Source organism: Glutamicibacter sp. BW77 (genome assembly GCF_002332285.1).
Classification (GTDB): Bacteria; Actinomycetota; Actinomycetes; order Actinomycetales; family Micrococcaceae; genus Glutamicibacter; species Glutamicibacter bergerei.
On sequence record NZ_NRGT01000075.1, the window covers coordinates 72077 to 91584 of the forward strand.

Sequence of the window (19508 nt, forward strand, 5' to 3'; positions counted from 1 at the left end):
CTGATCTACCCCGCGGTTTTAGTACTCGTAAGGCTTAGGCCTCGACGCGAGTTACGTTCGAGTCAACAGGGATGCCTGGACCGAAGGTAGTCGAGATGGTCGCCTTCGAGATGTAGCGGCCCTTGGAAGAAGAAGGCTTCAAACGAAGTACTTCTTCCAGTGCTGCTGCGTAGTTCTCGTTCAGCTGCTTGGCTTCGAAGGAAGCCTTGCCGATGATGAAGTGAAGGTTGGCGTGCTTGTCGACGCGGAAGTCGATCTTGCCACCCTTGATGTCGGTAACAGCCTTGGCCACATCCATGGTCACGGTGCCGGTCTTAGGGTTTGGCATCAGGTTACGAGGACCCAAGATCTTACCCAAGCGGCCAACCTTACCCATGAGGTCTGGGGTTGCTACGGCCGAGTCGAAGTCGGTCCAGCCGCCCTGGATCTTTTCGATCAGGTCGTCCGAGCCTACGAAGTCAGCGCCGGCTGCGCGGGCTGCTTCTGCCTTGTCACCGTTGGCGAAGACAACCACGCGGGCGGTCTTACCGGTGCCGTGTGGAAGGTTCACGGTACCGCGAACCATCTGGTCTGCCTTGCGTGGGTCAACACTCAAGCGGAAAGCAACCTCAACGGTCGAGTTGGTCTTTTCGCCTGCGATGTCTTTGGCCAAGGCAATTGCCTCGGTTGGCTCGTAGAACTTGTCAGCCACGATCTTAGCCGCGGCGGCTACGTATGCTTTGCTGCGCTTTGCCATCTGCGTTATCTCCTTATGCAGTCGTGGTCATATGGACCGCGCCCGGTCCTGCCACGGGCAAGCTGGGGGTTCCCTGCTCGCCTTGATAATAAATTCTTTGGTGTAGTCACCGAGGTGAACTACGAAAAGCTAAAAATTAGCCTTCGACGGTGATGCCCATGGAACGGGCGGTACCGGCGATGATCAACGAGGCGGCAGCCAAGTCGTTAGCGTTGAGGTCAGCCATCTTGGTGTTGGCGATCTCTTCAACCTGTGCCTGGGTCAGCTTTGCAACCTTGTCGGTGTGCGGGGTAGCTGAACCCTTAGCAACGCCAGCAGCCTTCTTGATCAGCTCTGCAGCTGGAGGAGTCTTGGTGATGAAGGTGAATGAACGGTCTTCGTACACGGTGATTTCAACTGGTACAACGTTACCGCGCTGCGACTCAGTCGCTGCGTTGTAAGCCTTGCAGAATTCCATGATGTTGACACCGTGCTGGCCAAGTGCAGGACCAATTGGCGGAGCCGGGTTAGCGGCACCTGCATTGATCTGCAGCTTGATGAGTCCAGTGACCTTTTTCTTTGGGGCCATGTCGGGTCCTTATGCTCTTGCAGTTCCCATAACACAGGAGCGTGTTACGGGTTGTGGCTGTCGTGGCGCGACAGCCGAACGCGCCCTCACCCCGTAAAGCAAACGGAATGGGGCACGAAGACTTAATACTACTGGATCTTGGTGACCTGATTGAAGTTCAAGGTCACTGGGGTCTCGCGTTCGAAGATCGAAACGAGGACAACCAGCTGAGCAGATTCCAGCTTGATTTCGGAAATCGTCGCCGGCATGGTCTCGAATGGACCGTCGTTGACGGTAACCGCTTCTCCGACCTCAAAATCGACGGTGACTTCGGTGATTGGCGAACGGCCTGGCTTGGAAGCCGATGGTTGTTCGATCGGATCAACCACGGTGTGCTCCAGCATGGAGAACACTTCGTCAAGGTTCAAAGGGTTCGGATCGTGAGCGTTTCCTACGAAGCCGGTGACGCCTGGAGTGTGTCGAACTACACCCCACGAAGCGTCGGTCAGTTCCATACGAACCAGGACGTAGCCCGGGATACGTACACGACGAACGATTTTGCGCTGAGTGTTCTTGACCTCAACGACTTCTTCCATCGGAACCTGGATTTCATAGATGAAATCATCCATGTCCTGGGTCTGAATACGAGTCTCAAGGTTCAGCTTGACGCGGTTTTCGTAACCTGCGTAGGTGTGAATAACGAACCAGTCACCTGGCTGACGGCGCAGCTTCGAACGGAATTCTTCCTTGAGCTTTGCGACTACGTCTTCTTCAGAATCCGCTTCTTCTTCATCGGCTTCTACTTCGTCTTCTGCAGACTCAGTGACAGCTTCTTCAGTTTCAGCTTCAACAACTTCGGTCTGAACTTCTTCTTCAGCAACAACGGCTGGAGCTTCGGTCTCGTCTGTCGCAACGTCAGCGGAGGTTTCTACCTGCTCGCTTTCAGTTTCAACGAACTCGTTTTCGACCTCGTCATTAATCTGCGGTTCGAGTTCCTTGTCGGACACTGCAGCTCCTGCTTTCTTTGACTGAATGACATCTAACTACCTGCCGGCGATTATACCGCCGTGGCAAATAATTTACTGTTCTGGCTGATTAGTGAACAGGAGGATCGAGCCTTGGCCCAAAATGAGGTCAAGCACCGTAACGATCAACATGACGATGCAAACAAAACCGATTACGACGAGCGTGTAATTGATCAGCTCGCTCCGCGTTGGGGTCACGACTTTTTTTAGTTCCGCGATTACCTGGCGCAGGAAAAGGAAGATGCGTCCGAAGAAGCCCTTCTTTGCCTTGTCACCGTTTCCGGGATTAACGGCAGCTGATTCGCTCAACTTGATCCTCGTTTCAAATTTTTTGGCCAGTTGAAACAATCACGGTGCGTCGCAGCCGGACCGACCACAACACACCGTGATTTGAGATTCGCTGTGCGATTATTATCGCAACTGCGCAGGGCAGACAGGACTCGAACCTGCAACCTGCGGTTTTGGAGACCGCTGCGCTACCAATTGCGCCACTACCCTTTGAGCTACCGCTCTTACTACTCACATCTTAGCCGATAGGTGTTTGACCATGTCGTTGTCGATGTCTGAGCAACGAGAAATAACTTTACGCAACGAAATAGCAAATGTCGAACTGACTGCCCGCTGTGTGTCGCACACCGCATTCCGCGCCACTGATCATAAACTGTTCGTGTCATTTACCGACTTCGCCGAGCATAGCTAATTGCAGGCTACTAGGATTGCAGGTAACAGCAGCTCACGTACCGTCAGGATGCACTTTCTATGTCTAGAATTTCTCGCCGCATCGGCGCCATCTCCGAGTCCGCCACCCTCGCAGTAGATGCCAAGGCGAAAGCACTCAAAGCCGCCGGCCGTCCAGTGATTGGATTCGGCGCCGGCGAGCCGGACTTCCCAACCCCGGACTACATAGTCCAGGCAGCAGTCGAGGCAGCCAAGGATCCAAAGAATCACCGGTACTCCCCCGCAGCAGGTCTGCCGGAGCTTCGCGAAGCAATCGCCGAGAAGACCTTGCGCCATTCCGGGTACGAGCTCAGCGGATCTCAGGTACTGGTGACCAACGGTGGCAAGCAAGCGGTTTACAACACCTTTGCAGCCCTGCTTGATCCAGGCGATGAAGTCATCATCCCCGCACCGTACTGGACAACCTACCCGGAGTCCGTCCAGCTCGCCGGTGGTGTGCCAGTATCAATCTTTGCCGGACCCGAGCAAGGCTACAAGGTCACCATTGAACAACTAGAGTCGGTGCTCACCGAACGAACAAAGATCCTTCTGTTTGTGTCACCGTCTAACCCGACCGGCGCCGTGTACACCGCGGAGCAAATCACCGAAATTGGTCGCTGGGCTGCATCCAAGGGTCTATGGGTAGTCACCGATGAAATCTATGAACACCTCACCTATGGGGATGTTACCTTCAACTCGATCGCCACGCTGGTCCCTGAGCTCGAGGATCGTGTGGTCATCCTCAACGGTGTCGCCAAAACCTACGCCATGACCGGTTGGCGCGTGGGCTGGATGGCCGGGCCACTAGATGTCATCAAGGCCGCCACTAACCTGCAGTCCCATGCGACTTCAAACGTGGCCAACGTATCCCAACGGGCAGCTTTGGCCGCCGTTGCCGGTCCACTGGATGCGGTTGAAGAAATGAAGATGGCTTTCAACCGTCGCCGTCTGGCTATTGTCCAGGGGTTGAACTCTATCGAGGGGCTGCACTGCCCAATGCCCGATGGTGCTTTTTACGCCTACTCGGACGTGCGTGGCCTCTTAGGTCGCAAGATCCGCGGAGTTGTGAACAACACGAGCGCCGAGCTAGCCGCGTTCATTCTTGAGCAGGCTGAAGTAGCAGTCGTTCCTGGTGAAGCCTTTGGCCCGTCGGGATACATTCGCATGTCCTACGCGCTAGGCGATGCAGACCTCGCCGAGGGTATCTCACGCATGGCTAAATTGCTAGGCGACACCGAATAAATCTTCAAGCAAAACGCGTATGGCTCGATCCTTGAGGATCGAGCCATACGTGTTTTACCGGTTTCTTAGAGGATTTTTCGGTCTACTGCCCAACGGGTGAGCTCATGGCGATTTGAAAGCTGTAGTTTGCGCAAGACATTAGATACATGCGATTCAACAGTTTTCACTGAGATGAATAGTTCTTTGGCTACTTCCTTATAGCTGTACCCGCGCGCAATCAGACGCATCACTTGCAGTTCACGGTCCGAAAGCAGATCAAGCTCTTCATCGATGCCCGTCACCTCGGCCACACTGGAACTTCCAAAGGCGTCCAGCACAAACCCTGCTAGCCGTGGCGAGAAGACCGCATCCCCACCGGCCACCCGCCGGACCGCGTCAGAGATCTCTGTCCCGGAAATGCTCTTGGTGACATATCCGCGCGCTCCGGCACGAATTACGGTGACGACGTCCTGTGCGGAGTCTGAAACGCTGAGCGCCAAAAACTTAGTGTTGCCCAAAAGATGCGCGCAGCCGGCAAGTACTTCTGCACCTCCGCCACCACGCCCACCAGGTAAATGCACGTCGAGCAGCACCACGTTGGGGCGCTCTCGCTCGATGACCTCGATGGCGCTCTCGACGCTGCCTGCCTCGCCAACGATCACTAGATCTTCGCTGAGATCCGCACGTAGGCCGGAGCGGAAAATTCCGTGGTCATCAACTAGGACAACACGAATGTTCTGCTCATTGCTCAGTTCGCTACTCATTGTTTTGTTCTTCCTGCTCGCTGCTTCGCGGCATGCTCAAGGCCACTTCGGTGCCGGTTTCACTACTGCGGATTACGGCTTTGCCCCCGGCACGCTCCATACGTCCAATAATCGATTCGCGCACCCCATGCCGATCCTCTTCAATGGCTTCGACATCAAAGCCACTGCCTCGGTCCCTGATAAATATTTCTACCAGTTCCTTGCTGCACTCTAGATATACGGAAATCTTTCCTTCGGCATGTTTCGCCGCGTTCATCATTGCCTCGCGGCTTGCTGCGACTAGAGCCTGTTGTCCGTCGAATCCTTTGGCATGACCCACTGCAATCACATCAACATCACGTAACATCAGTTTTTCGATATTATCTGCTTCGGACTGCAACTCCACGACAACGTCTTCTTCATCGAGGTCTTCGGTCTCATAAAGCCATGCTCGCAGTTCACGTTCTTGCACCCTGGCTAAGGTACGCACGGCCGCCGGATCATCACTACGTTTTTGGATCACAGCCAGTGTTTGCAAGACCGAATCATGTAGGTGCGCGGCAAAGTCAGCACGCTGTGCGGCGGCTTGGCGAGAACTTCTCTCGGCGAGGTAATCACGCCACAAGCGGGCACCCCACGGCAGCAACACCACCACCGCGCCGGCAATAATTGCTAACGCCGCCCACATACCACCGATTAGATCCGAGGTGCTCACGGTACCGCTCAAAATAGCCAGTAACCCACCGATGGCAAGAATCAGCCCCAGGATCAACCGTCCGAGCACCATTGCCCTGGACTTGCTATCCCCAGATAAACGCTGCCCATCAATCTGCAGCCAAGCCAAAAGCACACCAGCCACAATGCCCATGGCCGGCCAGATCAGGTCCCAGCGGATGTTCAGTCCCAGCCATTGCGCTAAGGCCAACACCGCAATAAGCAATAAGCCGGTACCCATGAGCGTCTCCCGCCAGGAGGCGAGCTTCGCTGTCATTTCCTTAGGGCTTGGGATCCCTTGCTGAACACGACCCATTTCTTCGGCGAGCGTTCGCCTGCTTGTCCCCCACGAACGCAGTTGGTCTGCTTTGGATTCTTCGGCACTAGGGGTAAAAACCCACAACCAGGCATAGAGCAGCACTCCTACCCCGCCTAACGCGGTCAGTGCGACAAATCCGAAACGAACATAGCTCACCGGGAATCCAAGGTGCGCCGCTAACCCGCCGCATACCCCCGCGATGAGCCCCGAATCGCTGCGAACAATCGAAGTGCGCTGCTCAGAACTTTCCATAGTGACAAGTCAAGCATGATCCTCAGAATAAAACTGGGCTTGGAGCAGAAGTGGGGGTCCACTAGGGGAAGAATCAGGGTAGCCCCTCATAGCGTCAACACGCTTCACGCGAGAGGATTGAAGCATGAACAACGAACACCCTTCACCCAGCAATATCTTTGAGCGACTGCGCGGCGCAGGCATTAATCGCCAAGACTCGCAGTGGCTCGGCGGTGTCGCGGCCGGTATCGCCACTCGACTCAACGTTGATGTCGTGTTGGTGCGTGGCGTTTTTGTTGCACTGAGTTTGTTGGCTGGCTTCGGGCTCATTATTTACGCGATTGCTTGGGCCTTACTGGCTGATACCAGCGGAAAAATCCATTTGGAACAAGCTATTGTCAACAAAGAATGGGCCGCTGCATTAACCGGTGCTTCCATTTTTCTAGGTGTTGGCATCTTCGTTGCCCCGTGGCTTCTGAGTACCGTGGCACCAGTGCTCTGGCCGGTCTTGGTGATTGCCGGTATCGCATTTGTGATCTTTAGCCGCAGAAACAGTAAGTTCGCCGGGTCTAAAGCTCCACATTCGGAGGATCACAAAACAAAAACTCCAGCGACGGACACCACGTCGGTGCCCCATCCGCGCACTGGGTCGGTCATCGAAGTTCCGTGGCGAGATCCCGGTGAGTCATCTTTTAGCGTCAGCGCGACCATGCCGACTGCCGCAGATTCGGCGACCACTTCCTTCGCCACCACACGTCAGCAGCAACCGAAGTTTGAGGAGAAGCCAGTGGAACCCGATACTTACGGCGCCGGCCAAGAGCCACGCCACACGCCGCCACATGAGGATCCACCCTTCGGTAAGCCGGCAAAGAAGTTACGCAACGCTCCTCCGATCCCCGGATGGGTCTCAACGGTAATCCTCGGTGTGACTGTTCTAGCCGTCGCACTGATTCTCAGCCTCGACTACCTCAAGATGGTGGATCTGCCAGGAAACGGTTGGTCCGTAGCTTTAGCATCCGGTTTGTTCCTTGTGGGCCTGTCCATGGTCTTTGCCGCACTTTCAAATCGCACCAGTGGCGGGCTTTTAGGACTAGCAATCCCCCTGCTCGTCCTAACGGTCGTCTTTTCCGGTTCAGACTTCCGCCCGGGAAATAACGGAATTTATCAGTCAGCTGATAAGGACAGTGAGTACAGCGCGGTCTTCAGCAGTTCAACCGTGGATTTACGGGGCCTGAACAACATCACCGCCCCAAAAACCGTTGAAATTGATTCAGTTTTTTCGAAGCTTGATATTGCCTTACCGGCGAACGTGCCGGTCCAAATCGAAACTAACGGGCTTTTTCTTTCCAATGATGGTGCGCAGTTGCCCCAGGACAACATGAATTTTCCAGCAGACGCTCCGGTGCTCACGGTCAAGATTGATGGTGTCTTTTCCAGTTTTGACACCAGCATTTCAACACCGGGCCTCACCGAAACCAAGACAGATTTCTAAGGAGCAGACACCATGAACACCTCACCACAGAGCGAATCAAAGTTCCCTGCCGGCACGCTGGTTTTCGGTCTGATCCTGATCGTCATTGCGCTTGCCTCGCTCAGCCAGACCGTCTTTAACTGGCAGTTCGACACTCCCTTATTCTTCATCAGCCTCGTAGCATTGGCCGGTGTAGCCATGATTTTTTCGGGTATTGCGTCGGCACGCAAAGCTAAACTCAAGAACAACGACAACTTTTCTAGCAACAACAAATAACTTCAGGAGAAATCATGGATACCTTCTTTAACCAGATCCGTTCAATGCCACTACGCCGCGGTCCAGCCCGCATGGTCGCCGGGATCGCCGGCGGCATTTCCGAAAAATTCGGTTGGGATGTCACCTTGGTACGCATTGGCATGCTGCTTTCCTTCCTCCTACCGGTCATTGGTATTGGCGCCTACATCGTGGCGTGGCTGCTCATCCCGGCGCAGGACGACAGCATTGTGTTGCAGAAGATGCTCCGCAAGTTTTAATCATCTCTTCCCCATAGAGCGGGTTGCTTTCCATTAGTAGTGGAGGCAACTCGCTCTTGTGGTTTTAAACACGTAGAATCGAACACAACTCGATGCTCAATGGCGCGCGGAATCGAAAGACGTCCGAAGGGTTTTCCTCGGATATCCGGCGCCTAATGCACATAATATTTCTTAGGTTCACCGAATATTCGAGGTCTTCCCTGCTTACTAAGTGAGGGTTAATGCGCATTGGAATCATGACCTCGGGTGGCGACTGCCCGGGTCTCAACGCAGTGATTCGTGGAGCCGTGCTCAACGGCATCAAAAGTTACGACTATGAATTTGTTGGCTTCCGCGATGGCTGGCGCGGGGTCAAAGACGCAGACTACTTCGAGCTGCCACGCACCGCAGTACGCGGTATCGCCAAACAAGGCGGAACCATTCTGGGAACCTCACGCACCAACGCTTTTGAAGGTGAAAATGGCGGGGCGGAAAATATCGCGGCAATGCTCAAAGAGCACCAAATCGATGCACTGATTGCCATCGGTGGCGAAGGAACTCTGGCCGGCGCACAGCGCCTATGCGAGGCCGGTTTGCCGGTGGTGGGTGTGCCCAAAACTATCGACAATGATCTTGATGCCACCGACTACACTTTCGGTTTTGATACCGCCAACCAGATTGCCGTTGAAGCAATCGACAGGTTGCGCACCACCGGCGATTCACATCACCGGTGCATGATCGCCGAAGTGATGGGACGGCACGTGGGCTGGATTGCCCTGCACGCTGGCATGGCCTCCGGCGCTCACGCAATCCTGATCCCCGAGGTTTCCACGACCATGGAGGAAATCTACCAGTGGGTCCGCGAAGCACACGAGCGTGGACGCGCCCCGCTCGTTGTTGTCTCCGAGGGCTTTGTTCCCGAAGGTCTTGATGAAGCGTTTTCCGTGCGCGGGGTGGATAGTTTCGGCCGGGCACGGCTGGGCGGCATCGGTGAAATGCTCGCCCCACTTATCGAAGAACAGACGGGATTAGAAACTCGCGCCACGGTACTGGGACATATCCAGCGCGGTGGCGTCCCCACCGCCTTCGACCGGGTGTTAGCCACGCGTCTAGGTATGGCAGCTGTAGATTCGGTGGCGGACTCGGCATGGGGCACCATGGTGGCTATTCATGGCACCAAGGTAAACCGGGTGCCACTGCGAGCGGCGTTGAATAACCTCAAACGTGTACCTACCGATCGTTATGAAGAGGCGCGTGTGCTCTTCGGCTAAAACACGTTAAAAGAAATGGTCGTGTGCTTCCGGAATCCGGAAGGACACGACCATTTTTGATGCGTGGAGTGTTACTTGCTCGGTGGGGTACGCAAGAACCCGGTGAACCGGCCAGCGGTTTGTCCGGCGTCCGGGGCCACAATAACTTCTTGTGAGGCCGGATAATTACTTTCGCCATCCACCACGGTCAACACCGCTTCGGGATCAACATTGCGCTTGATGACACCTAAGGCAATCGGACCCGCTTCGAAGTGCAGGCTCGTCGAGGTCAACTTTCCAACGGTGCGTTCGCCAAGCTTAATCTCCGAGCCCTCGGCTGGAAGAGTATGCATCGAACCGTCTAGGTGCAAAAAGACCAGACGACGTGGCGGGTGTCCAATATTGTGCACCCGGGCAACGGTCTCTTGGCCCTTGTAACAACCCTTGTCTAGGTGTACCGCGGTACGCAACCAATCCAGCTCGTGCGGAATGGTTTTGTCATCATTTTCAAAGCCAAAGCGTGGTTCCCACGCCGCGATGCGAAGAGACTCCACAGCCATTGTTCCGGCAAGCTGTTCCTCGCCAACGGCCTGAGCCAGTCGATCAAGTTCAACAATACGCAAGAACCAAGGGCGCTCCAGACCGGGGTGGTCCTCGCGTGAGTAGGCCCAGCCACCAGCGTTGACCTGTGGCCAAGGGTTACGCCACACCAGGTCATTACAGGTGGGAATCTCGCGCACTGCACCGAGTACACCGTGGGTTTCGGAGAGATTCGTAATCTCTACACGCAACATGAATCGCATTGAATTAAGGAATTCACGCAGTGGCTCGGCACGGCCAAGCTCGGTAATGAGCAGTACCCGATCGGTGTCAATGAGCACCTTCATCTCATGCTCAATACGTCCCTGCACCGAGAGCAGCAGCGCCTGGCTAGATTCTCCGGGCTTCAGGTTGGTGATCGATTGGCTGCTGAGCGTGTTCAACCAGCTTTGGCGATCCTCACCGCGTAGCTCCAACACATCCAGGTGGCTTAGATCAGCAATGGCCTTGCCCGCAAAGAGGTCACGGGCTTCGCGGGTGGGTGCACCGTAGTGGGATGCCACACCGGCGTCTGCACCGGTACCTGCAATCGCTGACTGTCGGTCTAGGAGTACCGATCGGTACGAATTTTCGCTCATCTTTAGGATTCCATCGCTTCTGCAGTGACGCGCTTGAGGGCGGCCGAGGCATGTGCCTTGAGGTCGTTGTTGCCTAAGGAAACATCCCACCGCCAGAACAGGTTTCCGTTAACGAGTCCATACATTCGGGTGGACGAGGCATACTGTTTAGCATTTTTGCTACGCAGTAGCGCTTCGGTGGCCAGCTGGATACGCGGGCCATCAATGAGCCCGTAATAAAGTTCGGAGATTCCGCCAGGCTGCACAATATGAGCTTGGATCTTAAATCCCTCTTTGGTGTGCAATTTCTGCACATCATCTGCCGAACGTAGTGCCGGGAAGATATCTCCGGGCGTCATTCCTGGACCGGCGTCGGCATCTTGCTGTTGGCGTTCTAACGCCCAAAAACCGTTTTCCACGGACAGGATGCGTAGCTTGGTGCCATCGGCATCGGTCAGCCACGCCTCGCTACGGTATTCCAGATATGGTGCGCCAACGTCGCGGAAGGTGACATGTTGCCAGAAGTGCGGATCCGACTCTTCCCCTTCACCGAGGCGCCCGGTCCCTTCCCAGCTACCAATAAGCCAAGCAAAGGGGACGAGTTCCGGCGTGAGATCCGTGGGAATATCAAAAGCCATTAAACTAGCTGCTCCTTAAAGCCTCGTTAAATGAAAATAGCGCACACATTTTTGTGTGCGCTATTTTTACTTCTGCCCCTTGAAAAGACGCTTTACAACAAGTCCAGCGAATCCGGCCATGCCCAGACCTGCAACGGTCAGCAAGGCGAGGAAGAAAATTTCGAGTGCAAGGTAATTTTCATTCATGCCTACATCTTAGCCCGAGCGCCTTGCCATTTCCGACACTCGTGACGAAGCAGGCATCACATTTCTTCAATTAGTTCAACAAGGCCATCGCATACCAGCTCAGTGCCCCGGCCAGCAGCAAGATTCCACAGGCTAGCGCGAGTACTCCTGAGATAGTGCGCACACTGCGCGAGGACAAAGCCAACGCGCGCAAGCTACCGACCAGCAGTCCTGAAAGAATTCCGATGCAAAGCGCCGGAGCCCAGTCCGGGCCAAAGGTCAACGCGCTAGCTAGCGCACCAAGGGCGCCACCAATAAGCGGTGCAAGGATAAAGGTGATGCGGTCAGGCCAGCGGGTAATCGCGATAGCTCCGGCACCGAGCAGCGCCAACAACGTGGTCAGGGTGGTCCCAAGTGCCCCGTCGGTAAGCCCAATCGCAGCCCACCCGGCACCCTGGGTCACAATGGCCAAACCGGTCACTCCAGAGACCACACCGGCTAGTCGTCCCTCGGAGGAAGCACCACGCAATACTTGCGTAATGAAAATTAATAGCACGCCGGCGGCAATGACCTCCACGCTATGTGAAGTTTGCGTGGCTCCGGGCATAAAAAGGGTTGCCGCGGTGGACGCTAACGCACAGATCGAGAGGATCACGCTCAGGGTCCACGGAGTCTCCGAACGTGTCATACGAGGCCAAGCGTAGGCAAAAATTAGTTGCACCACTACGGCGACAACTGCCATTGCAAAGTTCACCGAACTCCAAGCGGCAGCTCCAAGCAATAGGGCGGCCGCCAGCAGCCCACTGATCAGTACCTTGATTCGCAAACCAAATTTCCCATCGGTAATAGTCGGGGCACTTGCATGTCCAGATGCACGCTTTGAATGGTTCTTTCCTTATACTGTGACACGTAAAAACTAAATTTTTGTAACTATTTGGCAGGAGGAAGTCCGTCATGGCGCACCTACTGCTCCTGAGCAATAATGCAGACACCGGCGCTCAGGTACTTCCGGCGTTAGAACTACTGCTTCACGAAGTTCGTTGCCTGCCTGCAAACTCCGAGGCTCTAAGTCAACTAGGTGAGAGCGAAGCGGTCATTCTTGATGCTCGCACCGACCTAGTCGCGGCCCGAACCTTGGCGCAAACCATACACTCTACAGCCAACCTGCCACTGCTTTTGGTCATTGGCGAGGGTGGCCTTGGAGTGTTGAACGCAGGATGGAACGTTTCGGATTTCATCATGCCCACCGCGGCACCCGGAGAACTCGAAACACGTATCAGACTGATCCTTTCGGCGCAGCCCGAAACCGTTGCTCCGAAGAACACTTCCGGATTAACCATCGATGAGCTTAGTTACACCGCTCGAATCGATCGCCGCATGCTGGATCTGACGTACAAAGAATTTGAGCTGCTCAAATATCTCTGGCAATTTCCTGGCCGAGTATTCACCCGTGAACAGCTACTACACGAGGTGTGGGGCTACGACTACTACGGAGGCACTCGAACCGTGGACGTTCACGTGCGTCGTTTACGCGCAAAGCTTGGTACCGATCACGAACAATTGATTGGCACCGTGCGAAATGTCGGCTACCGCTTCCACAGCGAAGTTTAAGTTTGTTCCGCTACTAGTCCACGCGCGGATCATCGGGCTAAGGTGAAGGTATGAGCGAACTGCCACAGACAACTTTGTCCATCCAAAAAACGCAAGGTGAACTGGAAGAACGCGACCTTTCCGACGTTCGCAAACTTGCCACCAGGGCGCAAGAATCCGATGGGAATCCCCCGCTCAGCGACCAGACTCTGGTGGCTCTAGCCACGGAAGATTCCGCCGAATCGGTACTCAGCCTGCGCGCAGAACTCCAGCTAGAACCAGGGGAAACTGCCTTGGTCGGCGTGCTTGTCGCGGTACGTGACACCACGTCAAATAGCTGGGTGGTAGAACTTGTGGTGCATCCAGAACACCGCGAGCAAGGAATTGGTTCAGCGTTGCTTGAACACCTAGGCGAAGACCTTGAATTGAGCAGCATTCAGGCTTGGGCTCATGGTGGACATCCAGCAGCTAAAAAGTTAGCAGCCGGCATCGGCCTTGCCACCGTGCGCGAGCTTTACAAGTTACGTCGTGATGATTCCGAAGCTTTAGAAGTTCCCGAACTCAAACAACGCAGCACGGTGCGTACCTTCCGCGTGGGCGAGGACGAGCCTGCCTGGTTGGCAGCAAATAGCGCCTCCTTCGCGCATCACCCGGAACAGGGCTCGCTGACCTTGACGGATCTAGATTCACGCATGGCCGAGGACTGGTTTGACCCTACGGGCTTCTTCTTGGCTTTTGATGCAGAAGAACAGTTGGTCGCCTACCACTGGACCAAGATCCATCCAGCAACAGCCGACGAGGTTCGCCCGATGGGCGAGGTATATGTCGTCGGTGTGATTCCCGAGGCACAAGGCTTGGGTCTGGGCCGAATCTTGACGGCTATGGGTGTGAACTACCTGCTGGAGCTCGGCGTTGGCTCGGTACTGCTGTACGTAGACGCAGATAATGAGCCTGCGGTAAACCTGTACCGGTCATTGGGCTTCACACTTTGGGACACCGACATCATGTACGGCCCACAGCCGATAGAATAATAGTGCCCCAGCGATAAACCAGTTTTTGAACGGTGCGTTGAGGTGCAATGAGGTTTCCACTTGCAGAAAGAAGCGAGTTAAGTAGATGACTACCACCCCGAAACAGCCGGCATCACAACTTCGTGATGTGCCAGCATCCAAGATGAATGAGGACCGCATTGAGCCGGCGATAAAATCGCCCGTGCGGCACCCCGAGGGTGATTTTAACAATGAACGCTTCTTGGACCGCGAACTATCTTGGTTGCACTTCAACGCGCGAGTCCTAGAACTCGCCGAAGACGCCAGCCTGCCGCTGCTTGAACGAGTCAATTTTCTCTCAATCTTCGGTTCAAATCTGGACGAATTTTTCATGGTGCGTGTGGCCGGGCTCAAACGCCGTATTGCCACAGGCATGGCAGTTCCCGCAGCCAACAGCATGAACCCGGTAGACCAGCTTGAACTGCTGCTCAATTCAGCTCATGAACTGCAGACCCGACATGCGATGGTTTTTGCCGACCAGGTACGTCCGGCATTAGCCGAAGAAGGCATTCGCATTACTCGTTGGGACGAGCTAGGCGATACCGAACGCGAAACACTCTCCGCATGGTTCGTCTCCCAGGTGTTCCCGGTACTCACCCCGCTCGCCGTGGATCCTGCCCACCCGTTCCCGTACATCTCGGGGCTATCGCTGAACCTTGCAGTGGTAGTGCGCAATCCACTGACCGGCAAGGAACTGTTTGCCCGTCTGAAGGTGCCGGACACCATTGCCAGGCTAGTAGGCATCGATGGTGTCAAAGCCGCTCACTCCTCCCAACGCACCGCACGCTTCATCCCGCTTGAAGCACTCATCGCGGTGCACTTGGATCTGTTGTTCCCAGGTATGGAAATCGTGGAGCATCATTTCTTCCGGGTGACCCGTAACGAGGACCTAGAGGTTGAAGAAGACGATGCAGAAAATCTTCTCCAGGCTTTGGAGAAGGAACTGTTGCGCCGCCGCTTTGGCCCACCGGTTCGTTTGGAAGTCGTCGATGATGTTAATCCGCAGATCCTCGAACTGTTGGTGCGCGAACTAAATATCGAAGACGACGAGGTCTTCAGACTTCCCGCTCCACTGGACTTACGTGGGCTCGGTGTTATCGCATCCTTGGACCGGACCGAACTGCACTACACCAAGCATGTTGGCCATACCTCCCGATTCCTCAACGAATCGGAAACCGCGAAGGCCGCCAACGTTTTTGGTGCGGTCCGCCGGCGCGACATTCTGTTGCACCACCCCTACGATTCCTTCTCCACCTCGGTGCAGGCCTTCTTGGAGCAAGCAGCCGCTGATCCTAAGGTCATGGCGATCAAGCAGACCCTGTACCGCACCAGTGGAGACTCCCCCATTGTTGACGCATTGATTGACGCTGCGGAGGCTGGCAAACAGGTCCTGGCCCTGGTGGAAATTAAGGCCCGCTTTGATGAGCAGGCAAATATCAGTTGGGCCCGCAAACTGGAGCAAGCCGGCGTGCACGTGGTCTACGGGATTGTGGGCCTAAAAACTCATTCCAAGCTTTCCTTGGTGGTTCGTAAGGAAGGCGACAAGCTACGTCGCTACTGCCATATCGGCACCGGTAACTACCACCCACGCACGGCCCGCTATTACGAGGACTTCGGCTTACTGACCTGTGATGAAGCCGTAGGCGAAGACGTTTCAAGACTCTTCAATCAGCTCTCGGGTTACGCCCCGCGCTCCACCTATCACCGGTTGCTGGTGGCCCCACGCACCGTACGTACCGGGCTACTTGAATTGATTGAAAAAGAAATCAGCAGTGCCGCCGAGGGGAAAGATGCCTCGGTCTACATCAAGGTCAACTCGATGGTTGATGAAGCCATTATTGACGCGCTGTACCGAGCCAGCCAGGCCGGGGTTAAAGTCAATGTGATCGTGCGCGGTATTTGTGCGTTGCGCCCAGGTCTTCCAGGCTTGAGCGAGAACATCGAGGTTCGTTCGATCCTCGGCAGATTCTTGGAACACAGCCGAGTATTCGTCTTTGCTAATTCCGGAGACCCCTTGGTCTATATCGGCAGCGCCGACATGATGCATCGAAACCTGGATCGTCGAGTGGAAGCATTGGTTTCACTCCGCGATCAGGAAGACATCGATACCATGACGGGACTAATGAAGCGTTATATGGATGACTCCACCATGAGCTGGCATTTGGGACCCGACGGGGCCTGGACCCGACATCATCGTGATGCCGATGGAAACCCGCTGACGGATATCCAATTTTGGCTCATGGAAGAACATGCCCGACGTCGAATGAGCGGGCTGCACAACTAGTGACCAGTACTCCAGACTCCCGCTTGGTGCTTTGTTCACTGCAACGTTCCAGCGATGCCGAAGAGATCCGACTCGGCGAATTTGAGGTAATTGCGGCCGGGGCGATCCCTTGGCGAATTGAACATGGACAATTGCAGGTGTTGCTCATCCACCGTCCGCGCTATGACGATTGGTCTTGGCCCAAGGGCAAGCTTGACGCCGGAGAATCAATCCCCGAATGCGCGATTCGGGAGGTCCGCGAGGAAGTCGGGCTGAACATCACCCTGGGACTGCCGCTAGCGGCCACCGCATACACGGTCAAAAACAAAACGAAGGTTGTCTACTATTGGGCGGCACAGGTTGGTGCTGGAATCATTGAGCAACCCGACGGGAGCGAATGTGATCAGTCGCTCTGGGTCCAGGCAGAACAGGCTCGGGAGCAGTTAACTAACCCCTCGGATATCGCTCCGCTCGATGACCTGATCAAGGCACATGCCCATCAGCGTTTAGAAAGCATGCCTCTGATCATCGTGCGTCATGCCAAAGCGAAGCCGCGCGGCAAATGGACTCGTGCTGAGGGGGAACGTCCGTTAGCTGCTACCGGCAGACGGCAGGCGCTCGCGGTGGCCCGGATGCTCGAAGCTTGGCGTCCATCACATGTCGCTTCTTCCCCCTGGATTCGTTGTGTCCAAACGGTGACCCCCTACGTGTCCCTGCACGAGATCAAATTGAAGACCATCAACGCGATCACCGAGCACGCGGCCAATCGAAAACCAGAGAAGGCCACCCGCGCCCTTGAGAAGCTCGTTGCCAAGACACGCTCTCAGGTGGTGTGCATGCATCGCCCGGTGCTTCCGTTAGTCATTGCAGTATTGCGTTCTAAGCTTCCGGCGAAGGCCGCCGCGGTGCTGCCGAGCAGTGATCCATTCTTAGAACCGGGCGGAGTTATTGTCGCCCATCAGGTGCCCGGATCCAAACATAAGTTCGTTTCGGTGGAGATCCACGCGCCTTATCACGACTAACCGCTGGACACGCGTTGCATCTACCCTTAAAAGCGACTATGACTAGAGGTGAGAGAAGTCACGTCCAAGGAGGCTAATGCCATGTCCGCTCATCAGCCAGAGCAGCCGGTTCAGAAGATTGTGCATCAAGGGTTGCGCCTGGATCATGACGAGAGTCGCCAGCGCTACAGCCTTTGGCATGGTTCGACCTTCATCGGTTTTATTGGTTATCAGCGCGAAGATCAGCTGGTGACCTTGCAACACACGATCGTGAATGAGGAATTCGGCAAGCGTGGTTACGCTCGTGCGCTGGTGACCATGGTGCTAGATAAGTTACGTGCCGAGGGAGCAAAAATCGTTCCGGAGTGCAGCTACGTGCAGGACTATTTGAACCGCTACCCGGAATACCACGACATGGTTGCCATACAATAGCTAGCGAAGTCTCACATTTCGCCTGTAGCTCTCGCGCGAGCTTCCGCGCTACAGCTACGATGTAATGGTGACTTCCCAGAACATCGAGACCCCATACGAAGATCTGTTGCGTGACGTGCTGGAAAACGGCACCGCAAAAGAGGACCGCACCGGCACCGGCACACTTTCGGTGTTTGGTCGTCAGCTCCGCTTTGATCTGAGCGAATCTTTCCCCCTGATCACCACTAAGCGGGTGCATTTCAAATCTGTCGCCGCGGAACTGCTGTGGTTTTTGCGTGGCGAATCGAATGTGAAGTGGTTGCAGGATCAAGGCGTGCGCATTTGGAACGAGTGGGCCGATACAGACGGCGAGCTCGGTCCGGTTTATGGTGTGCAATGGCGTAGCTGGCCCACCCCGGACGGTTCGCACATTGACCAGATTTCCGAGGTCATGGAATCCCTGCGCAGCAATCCGGAATCTCGTCGTCATATCGTTTCGGCATGGAATGTCTCGGAAATTAAGCACATGGCGCTGCCTCCGTGCCACGTGTTCTTCCAATTTTATGTCGCCGATGGAAAACTCTCCTGCCAGCTTTATCAGCGTAGCGCTGACATGTTCCTCGGAGTCCCCTTTAATATTGCCTCCTACGCGCTGCTGACCAAGATGGTCGCCGCACAGCTTGATTTGGAACCGGGCGAATTCATCTGGACCGGTGGAGACACACACATCTACACCAACCATTTGGACCAGGTTCGTGAACAGCTCAGCCGCGATCCGTATCCGTACCCAACGCTGGAATTCGCGTCCAAACCACAGTCGCTTTTTGACTACACGCTCGAAGACTTTGTGCTCAAGGATTACCAGCATCACCCAACGATCAAGGGGAGCGTTGCGGTATGAGTTCACGCCACGCCAAAGAATCTCAGAGCCTCATAGGTGCCATTTGGGCGCAGGGCGCCAACGGCATTATTGGTGCTGACGGCACGATGCCCTGGCATGTGCCAGAAGATCTCGCGCATTTTAAACGAGTCACAGCCGGTCATCCGGTGGTGATGGGTCGCAATACCTGGAACTCTTTCCCGGAGAAATATCGGCCGCTACCGAACCGAAGTAATATCGTGGTGACCTCCGGTGACCACGAGCAGCTACGCACCGCCGGCGCACTTCCTGTCGGCTCGGTAGACGAAGCCTTAGCTCTTGCTAAACAAAGCGAAGGCAGCGAAGAAATTTGGATTATCGGCGGAGGCAAGCTCTACGCCGCCACCCTGGATTTGTTGGACATCGCCGTGATTACACGGCTGAACCTCAATCCCACCGGGGATACCAAAGCCCCCACATTGACTAAAGACTTTGTCCTGTCCTCAGCCGACCCGGCTGAGCAATGGCACAGTTCAAAAAGCGGAACCGAATACCGCTTCGAATCCTGGATCCGTGAAAAGGACTAACCTACGTGAAAAAATACTTGAGCGAGCTCAAACAACACTCTGACGCCCTGTTTATCCTCGGATACATGCTGTTCCCGTTGCTCGCCCTTGTGGTAGCGGTGCTGGGATTCTTCATGGTGCTCGACGGCGCTAAGATCTTCGGCCTCATCTTGTTGTTGGTTCCCACCCAACTATTTATCTTTGCCGCAATGTGGGCGATCAAAAATCGCAAACTGTTGCTAGAGGAGAAGTAAAGCTTCTGCTTACTCAAATCACACTCGAACCCTGCTGGGGCTCGGGTGTGATTCTGCTTTAACTGCTGT

Annotated in this window: 22 protein-coding genes and 1 tRNA gene; 13 read left to right on the forward strand and 10 right to left on the reverse strand. The window is 55.1% G+C overall.

Annotated elements, in window-relative coordinates; translation table 11 throughout:
- Positions 1-34 precede the first annotated feature (34 nt).
- The 5 genes from rplA to CIK74_RS14520 form a co-directional block, all read right to left on the reverse strand.
- Positions 35-736: a 50S ribosomal protein L1 gene (gene rplA, locus CIK74_RS14500; RefSeq protein ID WP_096256915.1), complete on the reverse strand. Its 702-nt coding sequence runs from the start codon at positions 734-736 to the stop codon at positions 35-37.
- A 136-nt stretch (positions 737-872) separates the two neighbouring features.
- Positions 873-1304 (reverse strand): 50S ribosomal protein L11, encoded by a 432-nt coding sequence (rplK, locus tag CIK74_RS14505; RefSeq protein ID WP_096256916.1) that lies wholly within the window; start codon positions 1302-1304, stop codon positions 873-875.
- A gap of 128 nt (positions 1305-1432) precedes the next feature.
- A complete protein-coding gene (gene nusG, locus CIK74_RS14510) occupies positions 1433-2290 on the reverse strand; it encodes a transcription termination/antitermination protein NusG (protein WP_096256917.1) in 858 nt (285 codons plus the stop codon).
- Between the two features lie 72 nt (positions 2291-2362).
- Positions 2363-2617 (reverse strand): preprotein translocase subunit SecE, encoded by a 255-nt coding sequence (gene secE / locus CIK74_RS14515; protein WP_096257076.1) that lies wholly within the window; start codon positions 2615-2617, stop codon positions 2363-2365.
- 116 nt (positions 2618-2733) lie between these two features.
- Positions 2734-2806: transfer RNA gene (locus CIK74_RS14520), tRNA-Trp, on the reverse strand.
- Positions 2807-3067: 261 nt separating this feature from the next.
- On the opposite strand from CIK74_RS14520, the gene CIK74_RS14525 reads away from it, so the two are divergent.
- Positions 3068-4267, forward strand: coding sequence for a pyridoxal phosphate-dependent aminotransferase (locus CIK74_RS14525; RefSeq protein WP_096256918.1), 1200 nt, complete (start codon positions 3068-3070; stop codon positions 4265-4267).
- Positions 4268-4332: 65 nt separating this feature from the next.
- Here CIK74_RS14525 and CIK74_RS14530 read toward each other — a convergent pair whose 3' ends face one another.
- Entirely contained in the window at positions 4333-5010 is a 678-nt protein-coding gene (locus CIK74_RS14530) for a response regulator transcription factor (protein ID WP_096256919.1), read from the reverse strand.
- A complete protein-coding gene (locus CIK74_RS14535) occupies positions 5003-6274 on the reverse strand; it encodes an ATP-binding protein (RefSeq protein WP_096256920.1) in 1272 nt (423 codons plus the stop codon). The genes CIK74_RS14530 and CIK74_RS14535 overlap by 8 nt, the downstream gene beginning before the upstream one ends.
- A 124-nt stretch (positions 6275-6398) precedes the next feature.
- Between CIK74_RS14535 and CIK74_RS14540 the strand changes: the two genes are divergently transcribed.
- The 4 genes from CIK74_RS14540 to CIK74_RS14555 all read left to right on the forward strand — a co-directional run bounded on the left by CIK74_RS14540 (position 6399) and on the right by CIK74_RS14555 (position 9507).
- Positions 6399-7745: a PspC domain-containing protein gene (locus CIK74_RS14540; protein WP_096256921.1), complete on the forward strand. Its 1347-nt coding sequence runs from the start codon at positions 6399-6401 to the stop codon at positions 7743-7745.
- A 12-nt stretch (positions 7746-7757) separates the two neighbouring features.
- The gene (locus tag CIK74_RS14545) at positions 7758-8000 is read left to right on the forward strand and encodes a hypothetical protein (protein ID WP_096256922.1); all 243 of its coding nucleotides are present in this window, start codon (positions 7758-7760) and stop codon (positions 7998-8000) included.
- A gap of 14 nt (positions 8001-8014) precedes the next feature.
- Positions 8015-8257: a PspC domain-containing protein gene (locus CIK74_RS14550; protein ID WP_096256923.1), complete on the forward strand. Its 243-nt coding sequence runs from the start codon at positions 8015-8017 to the stop codon at positions 8255-8257.
- A 221-nt stretch (positions 8258-8478) separates the two neighbouring features.
- Complete coding sequence (locus CIK74_RS14555; RefSeq protein ID WP_096256924.1) at positions 8479-9507, forward strand: ATP-dependent 6-phosphofructokinase; 1029 nt, start codon at positions 8479-8481, stop codon at positions 9505-9507.
- A 71-nt stretch (positions 9508-9578) separates the two neighbouring features.
- Here the strand turns inward: CIK74_RS14555 and CIK74_RS14560 are convergent, their stop codons facing one another.
- From CIK74_RS14560 to CIK74_RS14570, 3 genes are all read right to left on the reverse strand, one after another.
- Entirely contained in the window at positions 9579-10664 is a 1086-nt protein-coding gene (locus CIK74_RS14560) for a folate-binding protein YgfZ (RefSeq protein ID WP_096256925.1), read from the reverse strand.
- Positions 10665-10666: 2 nt separating this feature from the next.
- Positions 10667-11281, reverse strand: a complete 615-nt coding sequence (locus CIK74_RS14565; RefSeq protein WP_096256926.1) for an FABP family protein — start codon at positions 11279-11281, stop codon at positions 10667-10669.
- Positions 11282-11537: 256 nt separating this feature from the next.
- The gene (locus tag CIK74_RS14570; RefSeq protein WP_096256927.1) at positions 11538-12272 is read right to left on the reverse strand and encodes a hypothetical protein; all 735 of its coding nucleotides are present in this window, start codon (positions 12270-12272) and stop codon (positions 11538-11540) included.
- A gap of 128 nt (positions 12273-12400) precedes the next feature.
- On the opposite strand from CIK74_RS14570, the gene CIK74_RS14575 reads away from it, so the two are divergent.
- The 8 genes from CIK74_RS14575 (at position 12401) to CIK74_RS14610 (ending at position 19439) form a co-directional block, all read left to right on the forward strand.
- Positions 12401-13057 carry a response regulator transcription factor gene (locus tag CIK74_RS14575; RefSeq protein ID WP_096256928.1) on the forward strand — a complete coding sequence of 219 codons (657 nt, stop codon included), beginning with the start codon at positions 12401-12403 and terminating at the stop codon, positions 13055-13057.
- A 50-nt stretch (positions 13058-13107) separates the two neighbouring features.
- Positions 13108-14067, forward strand: a complete 960-nt coding sequence (mshD, locus tag CIK74_RS14580) for a mycothiol synthase (RefSeq protein ID WP_096256929.1) — start codon at positions 13108-13110, stop codon at positions 14065-14067.
- An 85-nt stretch (positions 14068-14152) separates the two neighbouring features.
- On the forward strand, positions 14153-16369 hold the full coding sequence (locus CIK74_RS14585) for an RNA degradosome polyphosphate kinase (RefSeq protein ID WP_096256930.1): 2217 nt from the start codon (positions 14153-14155) through the stop codon (positions 16367-16369).
- Positions 16369-17370: an NUDIX hydrolase gene (locus CIK74_RS14590; RefSeq protein WP_096256931.1), complete on the forward strand. Its 1002-nt coding sequence runs from the start codon at positions 16369-16371 to the stop codon at positions 17368-17370. The genes CIK74_RS14585 and CIK74_RS14590 overlap by 1 nt, the downstream gene beginning before the upstream one ends.
- A gap of 81 nt (positions 17371-17451) precedes the next feature.
- Positions 17452-17781 carry a GNAT family N-acetyltransferase gene (locus CIK74_RS14595; RefSeq protein WP_096256932.1) on the forward strand — a complete coding sequence of 110 codons (330 nt, stop codon included), beginning with the start codon at positions 17452-17454 and terminating at the stop codon, positions 17779-17781.
- 64 nt (positions 17782-17845) lie between these two features.
- Positions 17846-18661 carry a thymidylate synthase gene (locus CIK74_RS14600; protein WP_096256933.1) on the forward strand — a complete coding sequence of 272 codons (816 nt, stop codon included), beginning with the start codon at positions 17846-17848 and terminating at the stop codon, positions 18659-18661.
- A complete protein-coding gene (locus CIK74_RS14605) occupies positions 18658-19206 on the forward strand; it encodes a dihydrofolate reductase (RefSeq protein ID WP_096256934.1) in 549 nt (182 codons plus the stop codon). Before CIK74_RS14600 ends, CIK74_RS14605 begins: the two co-directional genes overlap by 4 nt.
- A gap of 5 nt (positions 19207-19211) precedes the next feature.
- Positions 19212-19439, forward strand: coding sequence for an NF038396 family protein (locus tag CIK74_RS14610; RefSeq protein WP_096256935.1), 228 nt, complete (start codon positions 19212-19214; stop codon positions 19437-19439).
- Positions 19440-19508: the final 69 nt, after the last annotated feature.

Bases quoted from the DNA above. Each gene is read 5' to 3' on its own strand.
- CIK74_RS14550 (WP_096256923.1), top strand. From the start codon at position 8,015: ATGGATACCTTCTTTAACCAGATCCGTTCAATGCCACTACGCCGCGGT.
- CIK74_RS14575 (WP_096256928.1), top strand. From the start codon at position 12,401: ATGGCGCACCTACTGCTCCTGAGCAATAATGCAGACACCGGCGCTCAG.
- rplK (WP_096256916.1), bottom strand. From the start codon at position 1,304: ATGGCCCCAAAGAAAAAGGTCACTGGACTCATCAAGCTGCAGATCAAT.
- CIK74_RS14565 (WP_096256926.1), bottom strand. From the start codon at position 11,281: ATGGCTTTTGATATTCCCACGGATCTCACGCCGGAACTCGTCCCCTTT.
- CIK74_RS14540 (WP_096256921.1), top strand. From the start codon at position 6,399: ATGAACAACGAACACCCTTCACCCAGCAATATCTTTGAGCGACTGCGC.
- CIK74_RS14525 (WP_096256918.1), top strand. From the start codon at position 3,068: ATGTCTAGAATTTCTCGCCGCATCGGCGCCATCTCCGAGTCCGCCACC.
- CIK74_RS14595 (WP_096256932.1), top strand. From the start codon at position 17,452: ATGTCCGCTCATCAGCCAGAGCAGCCGGTTCAGAAGATTGTGCATCAA.
- rplA (WP_096256915.1), bottom strand. From the start codon at position 736: ATGGCAAAGCGCAGCAAAGCATACGTAGCCGCCGCGGCTAAGATCGTG.
- CIK74_RS14600 (WP_096256933.1), top strand. From the start codon at position 17,846: ATGGTGACTTCCCAGAACATCGAGACCCCATACGAAGATCTGTTGCGT.
- CIK74_RS14555 (WP_096256924.1), top strand. From the start codon at position 8,479: ATGCGCATTGGAATCATGACCTCGGGTGGCGACTGCCCGGGTCTCAAC.
- CIK74_RS14545 (WP_096256922.1), top strand. From the start codon at position 7,758: ATGAACACCTCACCACAGAGCGAATCAAAGTTCCCTGCCGGCACGCTG.
- CIK74_RS14560 (WP_096256925.1), bottom strand. From the start codon at position 10,664: ATGAGCGAAAATTCGTACCGATCGGTACTCCTAGACCGACAGTCAGCG.
- CIK74_RS14530 (WP_096256919.1), bottom strand. From the start codon at position 5,010: ATGAGTAGCGAACTGAGCAATGAGCAGAACATTCGTGTTGTCCTAGTT.
- CIK74_RS14605 (WP_096256934.1), top strand. From the start codon at position 18,658: ATGAGTTCACGCCACGCCAAAGAATCTCAGAGCCTCATAGGTGCCATT.
- CIK74_RS14535 (WP_096256920.1), bottom strand. From the start codon at position 6,274: ATGGAAAGTTCTGAGCAGCGCACTTCGATTGTTCGCAGCGATTCGGGG.
- CIK74_RS14585 (WP_096256930.1), top strand. From the start codon at position 14,153: ATGACTACCACCCCGAAACAGCCGGCATCACAACTTCGTGATGTGCCA.
- mshD (WP_096256929.1), top strand. From the start codon at position 13,108: ATGAGCGAACTGCCACAGACAACTTTGTCCATCCAAAAAACGCAAGGT.